General features: G+C 44.5%; 9 protein-coding genes, 9 tRNA genes and 4 rRNA genes. All 22 read right to left on the bottom strand.

Features of this window, described 5'->3' with window-relative positions; translation table 11 throughout:
* Positions 1-64 precede the first annotated feature (64 nt).
* Positions 65-1,630: ribosomal RNA gene (locus tag LG329_RS10800) — 16S ribosomal RNA — on the bottom strand.
* A 107-nt stretch (positions 1,631-1,737) separates the two neighbouring features.
* Positions 1,738-1,813 (bottom strand) — tRNA-Ala (locus tag LG329_RS10795).
* Between the two features lie 18 nt (positions 1,814-1,831).
* A tRNA-Pro gene (locus LG329_RS10790) sits at positions 1,832-1,908 on the bottom strand.
* Positions 1,909-1,914: 6 nt separating this feature from the next.
* A tRNA-Arg gene (locus LG329_RS10785) sits at positions 1,915-1,991 on the bottom strand.
* Positions 1,992-1,994: 3 nt separating this feature from the next.
* Positions 1,995-2,083: transfer RNA gene (locus LG329_RS10780), tRNA-Leu, on the bottom strand.
* A 16-nt stretch (positions 2,084-2,099) separates the two neighbouring features.
* Positions 2,100-2,174, bottom strand: a tRNA-Gly gene (locus LG329_RS10775).
* A 21-nt stretch (positions 2,175-2,195) separates the two neighbouring features.
* Positions 2,196-2,280: transfer RNA gene (locus LG329_RS10770), tRNA-Leu, on the bottom strand.
* An 11-nt stretch (positions 2,281-2,291) separates the two neighbouring features.
* Positions 2,292-2,367, bottom strand: a tRNA-Lys gene (locus LG329_RS10765).
* Positions 2,368-2,406: 39 nt separating this feature from the next.
* A tRNA-Thr gene (locus tag LG329_RS10760) sits at positions 2,407-2,482 on the bottom strand.
* 18 nt (positions 2,483-2,500) lie between these two features.
* Positions 2,501-2,576 (bottom strand) — tRNA-Val (locus LG329_RS10755).
* A 14-nt stretch (positions 2,577-2,590) separates the two neighbouring features.
* Positions 2,591-2,706, bottom strand: a 5S ribosomal RNA gene (rrf, locus tag LG329_RS10750).
* A 120-nt stretch (positions 2,707-2,826) separates the two neighbouring features.
* Positions 2,827-5,747: ribosomal RNA gene (locus tag LG329_RS10745) — 23S ribosomal RNA — on the bottom strand.
* Positions 5,748-5,974: 227 nt separating this feature from the next.
* A 16S ribosomal RNA gene (locus tag LG329_RS10740) occupies positions 5,975-7,540 on the bottom strand.
* Together the 16S, 23S and 5S rRNA genes with 9 tRNA genes alongside form the textbook arrangement of a ribosomal RNA operon.
* 1,180 nt (positions 7,541-8,720) lie before the next feature.
* Complete coding sequence (gene lysS / locus LG329_RS10735) at positions 8,721-10,202, bottom strand: lysine--tRNA ligase (RefSeq protein WP_404450836.1); 1,482 nt, start codon at positions 10,200-10,202, stop codon at positions 8,721-8,723.
* Positions 10,203-10,539: 337 nt separating this feature from the next.
* A complete protein-coding gene (locus LG329_RS10730) occupies positions 10,540-10,767 on the bottom strand; it encodes a helix-turn-helix domain-containing protein (protein WP_404450835.1) in 228 nt (75 codons plus the stop codon).
* Positions 10,749-11,249: a 2-amino-4-hydroxy-6-hydroxymethyldihydropteridine diphosphokinase gene (gene folK / locus LG329_RS10725; RefSeq protein ID WP_404450834.1), complete on the bottom strand. Its 501-nt coding sequence runs from the start codon at positions 11,247-11,249 to the stop codon at positions 10,749-10,751. Before folK ends, LG329_RS10730 begins: the two co-directional genes overlap by 19 nt.
* Positions 11,249-11,611 (bottom strand): dihydroneopterin aldolase, encoded by a 363-nt coding sequence (folB, locus tag LG329_RS10720; protein ID WP_404450833.1) that lies wholly within the window; start codon positions 11,609-11,611, stop codon positions 11,249-11,251. Before folB ends, folK begins: the two co-directional genes overlap by 1 nt.
* Position 11,612: 1 nt before the next feature.
* On the bottom strand, positions 11,613-12,443 hold the full coding sequence (folP, locus tag LG329_RS10715) for a dihydropteroate synthase (RefSeq protein WP_404450832.1): 831 nt from the start codon (positions 12,441-12,443) through the stop codon (positions 11,613-11,615).
* A 96-nt stretch (positions 12,444-12,539) separates the two neighbouring features.
* Complete coding sequence (gene cysK, locus LG329_RS10710) at positions 12,540-13,472, bottom strand: cysteine synthase A (protein WP_404450831.1); 933 nt, start codon at positions 13,470-13,472, stop codon at positions 12,540-12,542.
* 95 nt (positions 13,473-13,567) lie between these two features.
* On the bottom strand, positions 13,568-14,479 hold the full coding sequence (locus LG329_RS10705; RefSeq protein WP_404450829.1) for a peptidyl-prolyl cis-trans isomerase: 912 nt from the start codon (positions 14,477-14,479) through the stop codon (positions 13,568-13,570).
* Between the two features lie 21 nt (positions 14,480-14,500).
* Entirely contained in the window at positions 14,501-15,376 is an 876-nt protein-coding gene (hslO, locus tag LG329_RS10700) for an Hsp33 family molecular chaperone HslO (protein WP_404450828.1), read from the bottom strand.
* Positions 15,377-15,596: 220 nt separating this feature from the next.
* Positions 15,597-16,373, bottom strand: coding sequence for a type III pantothenate kinase (locus tag LG329_RS10695; RefSeq protein ID WP_404456536.1), 777 nt, complete (start codon positions 16,371-16,373; stop codon positions 15,597-15,599).
* Positions 16,374-16,442: the final 69 nt, after the last annotated feature.

Here is a 16,442-nt window from a genome sequence, read left to right as displayed (position 1 = left end):
CCGATCTTCCGTTAAACAGTACGGCTTCAGCTACGAATAGCTTCTGCTTTCTGTTTTTCCTTAGAAAGGAGGTGATCCAGCCGCACCTTCCGATACGGCTACCTTGTTACGACTTCACCCCAATCATTGGCCCCACCTTCGGCGGCTGGCTCCATAAAGGTTACCTCACCGACTTCGGGTGTTGCCAACTCTCGTGGTGTGACGGGCGGTGTGTACAAGGCCCGGGAACGTATTCACCGCGGCATGCTGATCCGCGATTACTAGCGATTCCGGCTTCATGTAGGCGAGTTGCAGCCTACAATCCGAACTGAGAATGGTTTTATGGGATTTGCTACACCTCGCGGCTTCGCTTCCCTTTGTTCCATCCATTGTAGCACGTGTGTAGCCCAGGTCATAAGGGGCATGATGATTTGACGTCATCCCCACCTTCCTCCGGTTTGTCACCGGCAGTCACCTTAGAGTGCCCAACTAAATGCTGGCAACTAAGATCAAGGGTTGCGCTCGTTGCGGGACTTAACCCAACATCTCACGACACGAGCTGACGACAACCATGCACCACCTGTCACTCTGTCCCCGAAGGGAACACGATATCTCTATCGCTATCAGAGGATGTCAAGACCTGGTAAGGTTCTTCGCGTTGCTTCGAATTAAACCACATGCTCCACCGCTTGTGCGGGCCCCCGTCAATTCTTTTGAGTTTCAGCCTTGCGGCCGTACTCCCCAGGCGGAGTGCTTAATGCGTTAACTTCAGCACTAAGGGGCGGAAACCCCCTAACACCTAGCACTCATCGTTTACGGCGTGGACTACCAGGGTATCTAATCCTGTTCGCTCCCCACGCTTTCGCTCCTCAGCGTCAGTTACAGACCAGAGAGTCGCCTTCGCCACTGGTGTTCCTCCACATCTCTACGCATTTCACCGCTACACGTGGAATTCCACTCTCCTCTTCTGTACTCAAGTCCTCCAGTTTCCAATGACCCTCCACGGTTAAGCCGTGGGCTTTCACATCAGACTTAAAAGACCGCCTGCGAGCGCTTTACGCCCAATAATTCCGGACAACGCTTGCCCCCTACGTATTACCGCGGCTGCTGGCACGTAGTTAGCCGGGGCTTTCTGGTTAGGTACCGTCAAGGCACCGCCCTATTCGAACGGTACTTGTTCTTCCCTAACAACAGAGTTTTACGATCCGAAAACCTTCATCACTCACGCGGCGTTGCTCCGTCAGACTTTCGTCCATTGCGGAAGATTCCCTACTGCTGCCTCCCGTAGGAGTCTGGGCCGTGTCTCAGTCCCAGTGTGGCCGATCACCCTCTCAGGTCGGCTACGCATCGTCGCCTTGGTAGGCCATTACCCCACCAACTAGCTAATGCGCCGCGGGCCCATCTGTAAGTGACAGCAAAAGCCGCCTTTCAACTTTCTACCATGTGATAAAAAGTGTTATTCGGTATTAGCTCCGGTTTCCCGGGGTTATCCCAATCTTACAGGTAGGTTGCCCACGTGTTACTCACCCATCCGCCGCTCGTTCCACAAGCTCACGCCCCGAAGGGCGATTGCTTGCTTCCCGCGCTCGACTTGCATGTATTAGGCACGCCGCCAGCGTTCGTCCTGAGCCAAGATCAAACTCTCCAAAAAAGTTTGAATAGAATCAACACCAATCGATTCTATCAATTGTCTTAGCTTTGTTTCGTTACTTGACATACTTGGTTGTTTTGTTCAGTTTTCAAGGAGCAAATTAATTATGGTGGAGCCTAGCGGGATCGAACCGCTGACCTCCTGCGTGCAAGGCAGGCGCTCTCCCAGCTGAGCTAAGGCCCCAAACTTGAGTTTTATAAATGGTCGGGAAGACAGGATTCGAACCTGCGACCCCATGGACCCAAACCATGTGCTCTACCAAGCTGAGCTACTTCCCGATTATATGGCGCGCCCGAGAGGAGTCGAACCCCTAACCTCTTGATCCGTAGTCAAACGCTCTATCCAATTGAGCTACGGGCGCTTATGGTGCCGAGGGCCGGACTCGAACCGGCACGGTAGTAACCTACCGCAGGATTTTAAGTCCTGTGCGTCTGCCAATTCCGCCACCCCGGCATGACTTTGGCTTTTTTGGAGCGGAAGACGGGATTCGAACCCGCGACCCCCACCTTGGCAAGGTGATGTTCTACCACTGAACTACTTCCGCTTCATTAATTAACTAATTAAATGGTGCGGGTGAAGGGACTTGAACCCCCACGTCAAAAGACACTAGATCCTAAGTCTAGCGCGTCTGCCAATTCCGCCACACCCGCGATAATCTAAATGGTGAGCCATGAAGGATTCGAACCTTCGACCCTCTGATTAAAAGTCAGATGCTCTACCAACTGAGCTAATGGCTCGTACTAATTAATACTTTATTTTGTTATCAAAGTTAAAAATGGTGCCGGCCAGAGGACTTGAACCCCCAACCTACTGATTACAAGTCAGTTGCTCTACCAGTTGAGCTAGGCCGGCTTTATTATAAAAAATAAATGGTGGAGGATGCAGGGCTCGAACCTGCGACCCCCTGCTTGTAAGGCAGGTGCTCTCCCAGCTGAGCTAATCCTCCGATACTTATGTAAAGCCTGGCGGCGTCCTACTCTTGCAGGGACAAAGTCCCAACTACCATCGGCGCTGGAGAGCTTAACTACTGTGTTCGGCATGGGAACAGGTGTGACTTCTCCGCTATTACTACCAGACCTTTTTTTAATAAGGACAAGATATATTATATGTGTTCTTGCTTCAAAATGCAAGTACTTTTTTTATTTTGTACCCTAAAAACTAAATAAGAGCGCTATAGACACGTACATCATAATTTGTTAGTTAAGTCCTCGATCGATTAGTATTCGTCAGCTCCACGTGTCACCACGCTTCCACCTCGAACCTATCAACCTCATCGTCTCTGAGGGATCTTACTCACTCGAAGTGATGGGAAGTCTCATCTTGAGGGGGGCTTCATGCTTAGATGCTTTCAGCACTTATCCTTTCCACACGTAGCTACCCAGCTATGCTCCTGGCGGAACAACTGGTACACCAGCGGTGTGTCCATCCCGGTCCTCTCGTACTAAGGACAGCTCCTCTCAAACTTCCAACGCCCACGACGGATAGGGACCGAACTGTCTCACGACGTTCTGAACCCAGCTCGCGTACCGCTTTAATGGGCGAACAGCCCAACCCTTGGGACCGACTACAGCCCCAGGATGCGATGAGCCGACATCGAGGTGCCAAACCTCCCCGTCGATGTGAACTCTTGGGGGAGATAAGCCTGTTATCCCCGGGGTAGCTTTTATCCGTTGAGCGATGGCCCTTCCATGCGGAACCACCGGATCACTAAGCCCGACTTTCGTCCCTGCTCGACTTGTAGGTCTCGCAGTCAAGCTCCCTTATGCCTTTACACTCTGCGAATGATTTCCAACCATTCTGAGGGAACCTTTGGGCGCCTCCGTTACTCTTTGGGAGGCGACCGCCCCAGTCAAACTGCCCGCCTGACACTGTCTCCGAACCGGATTACGGTCCTGGGTTAGAATGTCCGTACAGCCAGGGTGGTATCCCACGGATGCCTCCACCGAAGCTAGCGCTCCGGTTTCTAAGGCTCCCACCTATCCTGTACAAGCTGTACCAACATTCAATATCAGGCTACAGTAAAGCTCCACGGGGTCTTTCCGTCCTGTCGCGGGTAATGCGCATCTTCACGCATAGTATAATTTCACCGGGTCTCTCGTTGAGACAGTGCCCAAGTCGTTGCACCTTTCGTGCGGGTCGGAACTTACCCGACAAGGAATTTCGCTACCTTAGGACCGTTATAGTTACGGCCGCCGTTTACTGGGGCTTCGGTTCTAAGCTTCGCACCCGAAGGTGCTAACCTTTCCCCTTAACCTTCCAGCACCGGGCAGGTGTCAGCCCCTATACTTCGCCTTTCGGCTTCGCAGAGACCTGTGTTTTTGCTAAACAGTCGCTTGGGCCTATTCACTGCGGCTCCTCCTTAAAAGGAGCACCCCTTCTCCCGAAGTTACGGGGTCATTTTGCCGAGTTCCTTAACGAGAGTTCTCCCGATCACCTTAGGATACTCTCCTCGCCTACCTGTGTCGGTTTGCGGTACGGGCACCTATGAACTCACTAGAGGCTTTTCTTGGCAGTGTGAAATCCAGAACTTCGGTACTATAGTTCCCTCCCCATCACAGCTCAGAATTGTTGGACGGATTTGCCAATCCAACTCCCTTGCTGCTTGGGCGCACATTTCCAATCGTGCGCATTCCTTATCCTACTGCGTCCCCCCATCGCTCAAACATTCATGAGGTGGTACAGGAATATCTACCTGTTGTCCATCGCCTACGCCTTTCGGCCTCGGCTTAGGTCCCGACTAACCCTGAGCGGACGAGCCTTCCTCAGGAAACCTTAGGCTTTCGGTGAAAGAGATTCTCACTCTTTTTTCGCTACTCATACCGGCATTCTCACTTCGAAGCGCTCCACCAGTCCTCACGGTCTGACTTCACAGCACTTCGAACGCTCTCCTACCATTGTTCTAAGAACAATCCGCAGCTTCGGTGATACGTTTAGCCCCGGTACATTTTCGGCGCAGAGTCACTCGACCAGTGAGCTATTACGCACTCTTTAAATGGTGGCTGCTTCTAAGCCAACATCCTGGTTGTCTGGGCAACTCCACATCCTTTTCCACTTAACGTATACTTTGGGACCTTAGCTGGCGGTCTGGGCTGTTTCCCTTTCGACTATGAACCTTATCACCCATAGTCTGACTCCCAACTTAACGTAGCTGGCATTCGGAGTTTGACTGAATTCGGTAACCCGGTGAGGGCCCCTAGTCCAATCAGTGCTCTACCTCCAGTACGCATATGTTGAGGCTAGCCCTAAAGCTATTTCGGAGAGAACCAGCTATCTCCGTGTTCGATTGGCATTTCACCCCTACCCACACCTCATCCCCGCATTTTTCAACATACGTGGGTTCGGGCCTCCAGTCAGTGTTACCTGACCTTCACCCTGGACATGGGTAGATCACACGGTTTCGGGTCTACGACCGCATACTATTTCGCCCTATTCAGACTCGCTTTCGCTGCGGCTCCGTGTCTTCCACTTAACCTCGCATACGATCGTAACTCGCCGGTCCATTCTACAAAAGGTACGCCGTCACCCATTAACGGGCTTCGACTACTTGTAAGCGCACGGTTTCAGGATCTATTTCACTCCCCTTCCGGGGTGCTTTTCACCTTTCCCTCACGGTACTGGTTCACTATCGGTCACTAGGGAGTATTTAGCCTTGGGAGATGGTCCTCCCGGATTCCGACGGGATTTCTCGTGTCCCGCCGTACTCAGGATACACTCCGGAGGAAACTCTTTTTCGATTACAGGGCTCTTACCCGCTATGGCTGATCGTTCCAGATCGATTCGTCTAAAGAATTTCTTTGTAACTCCAAAGGAGTGTCCTACAACCCCAGAAAGCAAGCTTTCTGGTTTGGGCTGATTCCGTTTCGCTCGCCGCTACTCAGGAAATCGCATTTGCTTTCTCTTCCTCCGGGTACTGAGATGTTTCAGTTCCCCGGGTCTGCCTCACATACCCTATGTATTCAGATATGCGTACTGCTCCATTACGAACAGTGGGTTTCCCCATTCGGAAATCCTCGGATCGAAGTTTACTTACAACTCCCCGAGGCATATCGGTGTTAGTCCCGTCCTTCGTCGGCTCCTAGTGCCAAGGCATCCACCGTGCGCCCTTCTTCACTTAACTATCTTTATGATTAAGAACTTACGTTTTTGATGTCGTTGTCTATCTTGCTCTTATTTAGTTTTCAAGGTACAAAAAGAGAGATTCGCATCCCTCAAAACTGAACAAACAACCTTATATGTCAAGGCCTACCAATGGCAGGTCTTATCGATGACGACAAGCGTCACCGATCTTCCGTTAAACAGTACGGCTTCAGCTACGAATAGCTTCTGCTTTCTGTTTTTCCTTAGAAAGGAGGTGATCCAGCCGCACCTTCCGATACGGCTACCTTGTTACGACTTCACCCCAATCATTGGCCCCACCTTCGGCGGCTGGCTCCATAAAGGTTACCTCACCGACTTCGGGTGTTGCCAACTCTCGTGGTGTGACGGGCGGTGTGTACAAGGCCCGGGAACGTATTCACCGCGGCATGCTGATCCGCGATTACTAGCGATTCCGGCTTCATGTAGGCGAGTTGCAGCCTACAATCCGAACTGAGAATGGTTTTATGGGATTTGCTACACCTCGCGGCTTCGCTTCCCTTTGTTCCATCCATTGTAGCACGTGTGTAGCCCAGGTCATAAGGGGCATGATGATTTGACGTCATCCCCACCTTCCTCCGGTTTGTCACCGGCAGTCACCTTAGAGTGCCCAACTAAATGCTGGCAACTAAGATCAAGGGTTGCGCTCGTTGCGGGACTTAACCCAACATCTCACGACACGAGCTGACGACAACCATGCACCACCTGTCACTCTGTCCCCGAAGGGAACACGATATCTCTATCGCTATCAGAGGATGTCAAGACCTGGTAAGGTTCTTCGCGTTGCTTCGAATTAAACCACATGCTCCACCGCTTGTGCGGGCCCCCGTCAATTCTTTTGAGTTTCAGCCTTGCGGCCGTACTCCCCAGGCGGAGTGCTTAATGCGTTAACTTCAGCACTAAGGGGCGGAAACCCCCTAACACCTAGCACTCATCGTTTACGGCGTGGACTACCAGGGTATCTAATCCTGTTCGCTCCCCACGCTTTCGCTCCTCAGCGTCAGTTACAGACCAGAGAGTCGCCTTCGCCACTGGTGTTCCTCCACATCTCTACGCATTTCACCGCTACACGTGGAATTCCACTCTCCTCTTCTGTACTCAAGTCCTCCAGTTTCCAATGACCCTCCACGGTTAAGCCGTGGGCTTTCACATCAGACTTAAAAGACCGCCTGCGAGCGCTTTACGCCCAATAATTCCGGACAACGCTTGCCCCCTACGTATTACCGCGGCTGCTGGCACGTAGTTAGCCGGGGCTTTCTGGTTAGGTACCGTCAAGGCACCGCCCTATTCGAACGGTACTTGTTCTTCCCTAACAACAGAGTTTTACGATCCGAAAACCTTCATCACTCACGCGGCGTTGCTCCGTCAGACTTTCGTCCATTGCGGAAGATTCCCTACTGCTGCCTCCCGTAGGAGTCTGGGCCGTGTCTCAGTCCCAGTGTGGCCGATCACCCTCTCAGGTCGGCTACGCATCGTCGCCTTGGTAGGCCATTACCCCACCAACTAGCTAATGCGCCGCGGGCCCATCTGTAAGTGACAGCAAAAGCCGCCTTTCAACTTTCTACCATGTGATAAAAAGTATTATTCGGTATTAGCTCCGGTTTCCCGGGGTTATCCCAATCTTACAGGTAGGTTGCCCACGTGTTACTCACCCGTCCGCCGCTCGTTCCACAAGCTCACGCCCCGAAGGGCGATTGCTTGCTTCCCGCGCTCGACTTGCATGTATTAGGCACGCCGCCAGCGTTCGTCCTGAGCCAAGATCAAACTCTCCAAAAAAGTTTGAATAGAATCAACACCAATCGATTCTATCAATTGTCTTAGCTTTGTTTCGTTACTTGACATACTTGGTTGTTTTGTTCAGTTTTCAAGGAGCAAATTAAATGTCGTCTTTAATTTGGCGACTTTATAAATATAACACTTATAAAATACAAAGTCAATAACTTTTTTTGTTTATTTTTTAAAACAAGTTGTGAGTTGTTCAAAAGACAACGTAAACTAATTTACCATGATTCTAATATGAAAGCAAGGGAAATGTTAAAAAGAATTAAAAGGAAGTTATTTCCATAATAATCAAACTCTTTAAGCACCAGAATATACACCTGTCGCAACCATCCTTAAAGGGTAATAAACGCCCTGTTGACGGCAGTTTAGTACATACTCAGACAATCCACATTACGAGAAAAAACGGCCCTGCAAGATCATTAAATATTCCATGCCAACATTATATACATTCTTTACTTATAAAAAGGCTGTTTTCGTAAAGATTGCTGCTTTTTAAGAAAATAGAAATATATTGCGACGTAACTTTAAGTTTATTTTCAAAGACATGTGCTATTAATGCCGTCCAGGATCGCTCCGGGCGGATGCTTTCCGCAGGCACGGCCTTAGACTCCTCGAGAAAACCACTCTGCGGGGTCTTCGGACACGTGCTGTTCCCGCAGGAGTCACCACCCGGAACGATGCTGGACTGGTAAAGCTATTTACGTAAGCATTCTTTGTCATTTCTTTCAGTTATTGGCAAATATTATACCAGCAGCCCATATACACGCAGACTTCTGCGGGAAGCAAGAGATCGGTGAGACCCCGCAGGACTGCAGTCCGAGGAGGCTTGACACTCGCCCTAAGGTGCGCGAAGTATATTCGAATATGCGATGGTGGATCCACATATTTAGTACTATTATTAACCTTTTCAGTAGCCTCGTGCGTTAGCACAAGGAGGCTCACCAGCCGCCCTAAGATGCGCGAAGTGTATACGGGCCGCGGCTGCCTTAGTAACTTGTTTCCATTATCAGTACTACAGATCTAACTTAGATAATAGTTACGTCGCAGTATATATTAACTGCGACGATGAAAAAGCAACAATGCGTACGAAAGGAGCCTATAAAAAAGACACCCTGGCAAACTCTTCTATTAGAAGTTTACTAGGATATCTTTTTTAACCTATTTACCCTTACATTTATTTGTTACGCATTTGTGGGAATAGTAATACGTCACGAATGGAAGGTGAATTTGTTAATAGCATAACTAGACGATCAATACCGATACCGAGTCCTCCAGTAGGAGGCATTCCGTATTCTAGCGCTTCTAAGAAATCATCATCCATCAGATGAGCTTCGTCGTTTCCTTGTTCACGTTCTTTAAGTTGTGCTTCAAAACGTCCTCGTTGATCAATAGGATCGTTTAATTCACTAAAGGCATTTGCGTGTTCACGCCCAACAATAAACAATTCAAACCGATCTGTGAAACGTCCATCTTCTTTATTTTTCTTTGCAAGTGGTGAGATTTCAACTGGATGACCAAAGATAAAGGTTGGTTGAATTAACTTCTCCTCTACTTTTTGTTCAAAGAATTCGTTCACTACATGTCCAAATGTCATCGAACCTTGAATTTGTATGCCGTGTTCTTTTGCTAACGCGCGCGCATCTTCATCACTCATGTTTTGCCAGAAGTCTACACCTGTATATTCTTTGACAGCATCAACCATATGCAGTCTCTTCCATTTGGGTTCTAGTGAGATCTCTTCCTCACCATACATTAATGTGGTATTTCCTAATACCTCTTTGGCAATGTGTGCTACCATATTTTCCGTTAGTTCCATCACATCATGATAATCAGCATATGCTTCATAAAGTTCAATCATTGTAAACTCAGGGTTATGTCTTGTTGAAACACCTTCATTACGGAAGACTCGTCCAATTTCATATACCTTTTCCAATCCACCGACAATTAGACGTTTAAGATGTAGTTCAATCGCAATGCGCATATATAATGGAATATCTAATGCATTATGGTGTGTCTCAAATGGACGCGCAGAAGCACCACCAGCAATACTATGCATCATAGGCGTTTCCACTTCTAAGAATCCTTGTGCATCTAAATAATGACGCATGGATTGAATAATTTTACTTCGCAATACAAATGTATCCCTACTACTTTCATTCGTAATTAAATCTAGATAGCGTTGACGGTATCGTTGTTCTACATCCTTTAATCCATGATACTTTTCTGGTAAGGGACGTAGTGATTTTGATAATAAATGAAATTCAGTAGCTTTTACAGATAGTTCACCAACTTTGGTTTTGAACATCACGCCAGTCACACCTATGATATCGCCCATATCTGTTGTTTTGAAAATTTCATAGGCATCATCACCGATCATATCTTTTCGCACATAAATTTGCAGTTGACCACTTAAGTCTTGAACATGTGCAAATCCAGCTTTCCCTTTTCCTCGTTTCGTCATCATACGTCCAGCGATTGTGACGTGATCTGTTTTTTCCTCTAATTCTTCTTTTGAAAATTCGTCGTATTGCTCAACTAACGATTCAGTTGAATGAGTACGCTCAAATTTCCCACCAAAAGGATCAATCCCTTGTTCTTGATAGGTTGCTAATTTATCGCGTCGTACGCGCATTTGTTCATTGATTTCCTCTGACAATATTATCACTCCAATAAGTACAATCATTTATCGTTCATTATATAGGAAGTCTGAATATATTTCATGCATTTACCCATGCACTTGTAAACTAATAAAAACTGCCCGTACGAAACAGGCAGGATCAATCGTTTACAACCCGATGGTGTTAAACACTGGGAATAAGAACATTACCGTTTCCTTTAAGTCCCTTCAGATACTATGAAGCATGTTTACGCATTTCCATGAGTGCGACCCTATCGCCCTTCAGCTTAATAAGTCTATCCACATGCAACATACACACACCAATTTTTTGCTTCGGTGTTGGATCTGAAATCTGTGATATCACCAATTTAAAACATTACTCTACCTCTTCTAAACTTACACTTTGCCCGATTAACTCTTCTTTTGTAATAGCTAATGTTGCTACAACTTGATCAAGAAACACGCTAGGTGCTTCCTTCTCACCACGTTCCACACCTCTAAGTTCCCCGATTGAAACGTTCAATGTCTTTGCAAAATCTATTTGTGTATAGCCTTTTAATTTACGAAATGCTTTTATTCGTCTACCTACTCTGACGGTGTCCATGCTCTAACATCCTTTACATCTTGCTCTCTCAAATCGCCCACGTAATCTGACACACATTTCCCTTTATTACCGATTAGTAATTCTGGGTTTAATTCATATAATGGTATAAGTACAAAAGCTCGTTCATGCATTCGTGGATGCGGCAAAATTAATCGTTCTGTTTTTCTATCTTCTTGATTATAGATTAAAATGTCAAGGTCTATCGTGCGGGGGCCGAATCTAATTTCACGCTTGCGCCCTAGACCCTGCTCAATTTGTTGACATACATCTAATAAATCTATCGGTGAAAATGTTGTTTCTATTTGTATAACCATGTTTAAGAAATCTGCCTGGTCAGTATATCCAACTGGGGCAGTTTCGTAAACGGTGGATTTATCCTTAATTATAATATGTTCATTCGCACCCAGGTCATGTAATGCTTTTTGTAAATGAGTGCAACGTGGTTCAATATTTGTTCCAAGTGCTAAGAATACAGTATTCATTATTTTTTCTCCCTATAAATTTCTACTGCAACAGATTCGTAATGACCGCGAATCGGCGGATCCGGTTTCACAACTTTCACCTGACAAGCCTGTAATAAGTCAAAACTAGATAAGAGCTTATTAGCAATTTCTTCTGCTACTGCCTCGATGAGATTTTTTGCCTTGCCTTCCACAATTGCCTGAATCACGTCATATGCATGGCCGTAATGAATAGAGTCTTCCATTTTGTCACTGACACCGGCCTGCTTCAAGTCTACTACTAGTTCAACGTCGACATTAAATCGTTGTCCCAATTTATTTTCCTCTGGAAGTAATCCATGATATCCATAAAACTGTAGATTTCTCATCATAATTTTATCCATCCTATCTATTACCTCCAGCTACCATTGAATCCATCATTTTAGCTAACTCCACATTTCGTTTTACATCATGGACTCGAACAATTTGTACACCTTTTTGGATTGCCATGCAGGTTGTTGCGCCTGTCCCGTTATCACGATCTTCAGGTTGCACATCTAAAATGTTTCCAATAAACGATTTACGTGATGCCCCCAGCAAAACAGGATATCCCATTTCCACAAATACTTCTAAATGATTCATAGCTACAAGATTATCCTTTACTGTCTTGGCAAAACCAATTCCAGGATCAAGAATGATGTTTTCTTTTTTTACACCAGCCTGCAAAGCAATTTCAACACTCTCTAATAAATCCTTTTTCATATCTTCTATAAGGGATTCATAGTTCTTATTTGTCCGGTTGTGCATCAATATGATTGGCACGTCATACTTCGCAGCAATATTTGCTATTTCGGGCTCTTTCTTTGCACCCCAAACATCATTGATGATATCCGCTCCAGCTTCTAATGCAGCTCTTGCCGTCTCTGCTTTGTACGTATCAATTGAAATGGGAATATTGACTGATTCTTTAACAGCTTTAATTGCTGGTACAATGCGACTGATTTCTTCCTCTTCAGATACTGGATCATGATTAGGACGAGTAGATTCTCCACCAATATCAATAATATCGGCGCCCTGCTTCTCCATTTCAACAGCTTGTGCAACAGCCTTTTCTATTGTTGTATAACTTCCCCCATCTGAAAAAGAATCCGGCGTTACATTTAAAATCCCCATAATATATGTTCGATCAGATAAGTCGTATGTTTTCGATTTTGTTTTCAAAATTGCTTGCATCATCTAACCTTCTTCCAGTGCTATTTTCTACACTATTGTATCATTGCTTAAAAAAAAGGACTAGTACCGAATATTCAGGTACCAGTCCTTAACTAAAACTTATTGATCGTTCTCATCAAACTCATAAAGCGGTGTTGATAAATAACGTTCCCCATTACTTGGAAGTACTGCAACAACCTTCTTACCTTTTCCAAGTTTTTTCGCCACTTGTTTAGCAGCAGCAATCGCAGCACCTGAAGATATTCCACCAAGAATACCTTCATCTTTTGCAACTTGTCGCGCCGTTGAGAATGCCTCTTCATTTGTAATGCGGATTACTTCGTCATATACTTCCGTATCTAACACTTTTGGAACAAACCCTGCTCCAAGCCCTTGTATTTTATGCGGGCCAGGGGAACCACCGGATAATATAGCGGAGTCAGTTGGTTCAACTGCATATAATTTAACTCCGTCAAAATGCTCTTTTAGTACTCTACCTGCTCCGGTAATTGTCCCACCAGTTCCGATACCTGATACAAAACCATCTAATCCATCTTTCATTTGTTCTACGATTTCTTTTCCTGTAGTACGTGCGTGCACATCTGGATTTGCCATATTGTTAAACTGTTGTGGCATAAAATAGCCGTTTTCTTCTTTTAATTCTTCTGCCTTTTTAATAGCAGTGTTCATTCCACCGGAACCTGGAGTTAAAATTAATTTAGCCCCATATGCTCGTAGTAAATTTTGACGTTCTTTACTCATGGTATCTGGCATAACCAATACCGTTTTATAGCCTTTAGCAGCCCCAACCATTGCCAATCCAATACCTGTGTTGCCACTTGTTGGTTCAATAATGGTGTCGCCTTCTTTTAAAATACCTTCTTCTTCTGCCGCTTCTATCATTGCTAATGCAATACGATCTTTTACCGAGCTCCCCGGATTCATATATTCTAGTTTTAAATAAATATCTGCACTATCTGGATCTGCCGAACGATTCAATTTAACCAATGGAGTTTCACCAATTAAACCCGCGATATTATCTGCAACTCTCATAAATAACTTCCTCCTAATTCCCAGTGTTATTGTAGGATTTATTTATAATGTACGTCTTAAAGTAAGAATTGTCAAACAAAAAGAAGAAATGATCGCTACTCTTTACCTTGTTCATATACCCATTCAATATCTAATTTTTCCCAAAGGACTTCTGTGGTTAATGATTGGTTGAGTTTGTCTAGTGCTAGTTCCCTTTTTAGATATGGTTTTATTTCCTCATAAGTGAAATTGATATCTGGTAACAAACGATGAAGAAAGATAATAGCTATGCCAGTATTACTTTTAAATGGTTCACTATATGTTCCTTTTTCCATTTTCTTAGCTGCTTCAACGTAACCGTTCGGTAAAAATTGGCTGTTGGTTTGGAAATAACCAAGGTAACCGCCATCTTTTTTAGTATCCTCATCAATTGAATATTCTTTTGCAAGCAATGAGAAGGATGCACCATTGTCCAATTCCTTTTTTACTTTCTCAGCCGTTTCCATATCATCTACAATAATATGTGAAACTTTCATTGATGCAGAAAAATTATATTGATCCTTGTAAACATCGTAATAAGATTTCATTTCTTCTTCCGGAATAGATGTATCCATCGTTAGTAGTGCGCCCAATTGATAACGATAGATAATATCTTTTCGCCATTCTTTTTCTTTCTGCTTTACCTCTTCTGATGTCATAGGACCCTGCATACCAGTCAATGAAGCAAGTTCACGTTCAATAATCTTTTCGCTTATTTCTATTCCATTTTCATCTGCTAATTGATGAACAATTTCTGAATCAATCATTCGCTTTAATTGTTCTTTTCCGTGTATCGCACGAAGCTCAGACATCCAATCATCATAAGAAATGGTTTCACCTTCAATTGTAGCAACAGGCTCTTTAACATTCACTTTAGCGTCTTCATTATCCAATTCGATATTTTGATCTTCCTTGTTCCAAAATAAAAGTGTTGCTATGTTCGTGATCAACAGTACAACTATAATCCCCAGTAATAATCTTTTTGGCATATAAAGCTCCCTATCCTGTTATTAATCTGTTTGTTTTAGTGATTCAAGCTCCTGCTCGTTAAATTGATAAACCTCATTACAAAAATGGCATGTTGCCTCTGCGCCATGGTCTTCGTCAATCATTTGTTGTATTTCCCCGTTTCCTAACCCGGTAATTGCTTGCTCAATACGTTCTTTAGAACATTTACATTTAAAGGCTATAGGCTGTGTTTCATGCATTTTTATTTCTTCATTACCAAATAACCGTTGTAAAATTTCTTCGGGTGAATTCCCTTCCCTAATCAGTGTAGAGATCGCCGGGAATGTCTGTATTTGTTCCTCTAACCGCTCAATAATCTCTTCATCGGCTCCTGGCATAACTTGTATAATAAAACCACCAGAAGCAAGAACAGAATGATCAGGATTAATCAATACTCCGGCACCTACTGCGGATGGAACCTGCTCGGAATTAGCAAAATAATACGTGAAATCCTCACTTATTTCTCCTGATATAATTGGAACCTGACCTGTGAAATAATCCTTTAATCCTAAATCTTTGATAACACTAATATTTCCTTCTGTACCGACTGCTCTTGCTACGTCTAATTTTCCTTTATCATTTAATTCAAAATCAACATGGGGATTTGTTACATAGCCACGAACTTCTCCATACGTGTTAGCGTCTGCGATAATTGGACCTATTGGACCATTCCCTTCCACTTTAACCGTTATGGAATCATCGCCCTTTAACATAGCCCCCATCATAGCAGAAACTGTAATTGTACGCCCTAGAGCTGCAGATGTGGTTGCCCATGAATCATGACGTCGTTGGGCCTCACTTACTGTCTCTGTAGTAACACTTGCATATGCTCGAACCATTCCGTTATATGTTGTTGCCTTTACTAAATAATCTTTCATTTCAGTCTCTCCTTTGTTAGAAAAGCGCAAGCGCCTTGGTCAGCCCCGACAAGTTTAAGTCGAATCTCTTAGTGATGATTTTTATCACTTAAAACCTTGAGGGGCTAGGCGCTTGCGCTAGACAGATTAACGCCAAATCTTATACTGCCGTTTCCTTACATGCAGAAAAGCAAAGCGACCTACATTTCAAGTCGCTAGGAGACGCAGCTATACAAATTTGCTAGTTCTCCTCTTGGTTGCGTTTATAAATAATATACAATCCTTTTAAAGTCAGGTTTGCATCTACATGATCTATTGTTTTTGAATCATCTGCTATTAACTTCGCAAGTCCGCCGGTAGCAACCACAGTCGGAGTTTCACTCGCCTGTTCCTTTATCCTTGATACTACTTCATCAACTTGCCCGATATACCCATAATATATCCCTGCCTGCATTGCTTCTACAGTAGATGTTCCAACAACGTTTGATGGGTTTGTAATTTCCACTTTTGGAAGTTTTGATGCCTTTTTGTATAATGCTTCAAGTGATATATGAATTCCGGGGGCAATAGCACCACCCTCATATTCTTTCTTTTCATTCACATAACAGTATGTTGTAGCAGTTCCAAAATCGATAATCACGAGTGGTGATCCGTATTCTTCTAAAGCACCAACTGCATTCACTATTCTATCTGCTCCAATTTCCATCGGGTTCGGGTATTTCATTGGTAAATGGGATTGAACATTATCCTTTCCTATAACCAATGCTTCCTGATTAAAATATTTTCTACACATTTTCTCTAGAGCAAACATGATTGGAGGTACTACCGAAGATATTATAATTCCTTGAATATCCTTAAAAGAAATTCCCTTATGTTCCAATAATGACTTGATTAGCATACCAAATTCATCTTCTGTTTTATAGCGATCGGTTTTAATTCGCCATTCATGTGTTAAACGATCATCATCAAATACACCTAGAACGGTGTTAGTATTCCCAACATCCAGAACAAAAAGCATTTTTAAAATCATACCTTCCCATCTAACATAATAATACTTCCATTTTCTTACCTAAATATATCACAATTT

The sequence above is a fragment of the Virgibacillus necropolis genome (assembly GCF_044793635.1).
Classification (GTDB): domain Bacteria; phylum Bacillota; class Bacilli; order Bacillales; family Amphibacillaceae; genus Virgibacillus_F; species Virgibacillus_F necropolis_A.
Note: the sequence above shows the minus strand (reverse complement) of the source record. Positions and strands in the feature narration are given on the sequence as shown.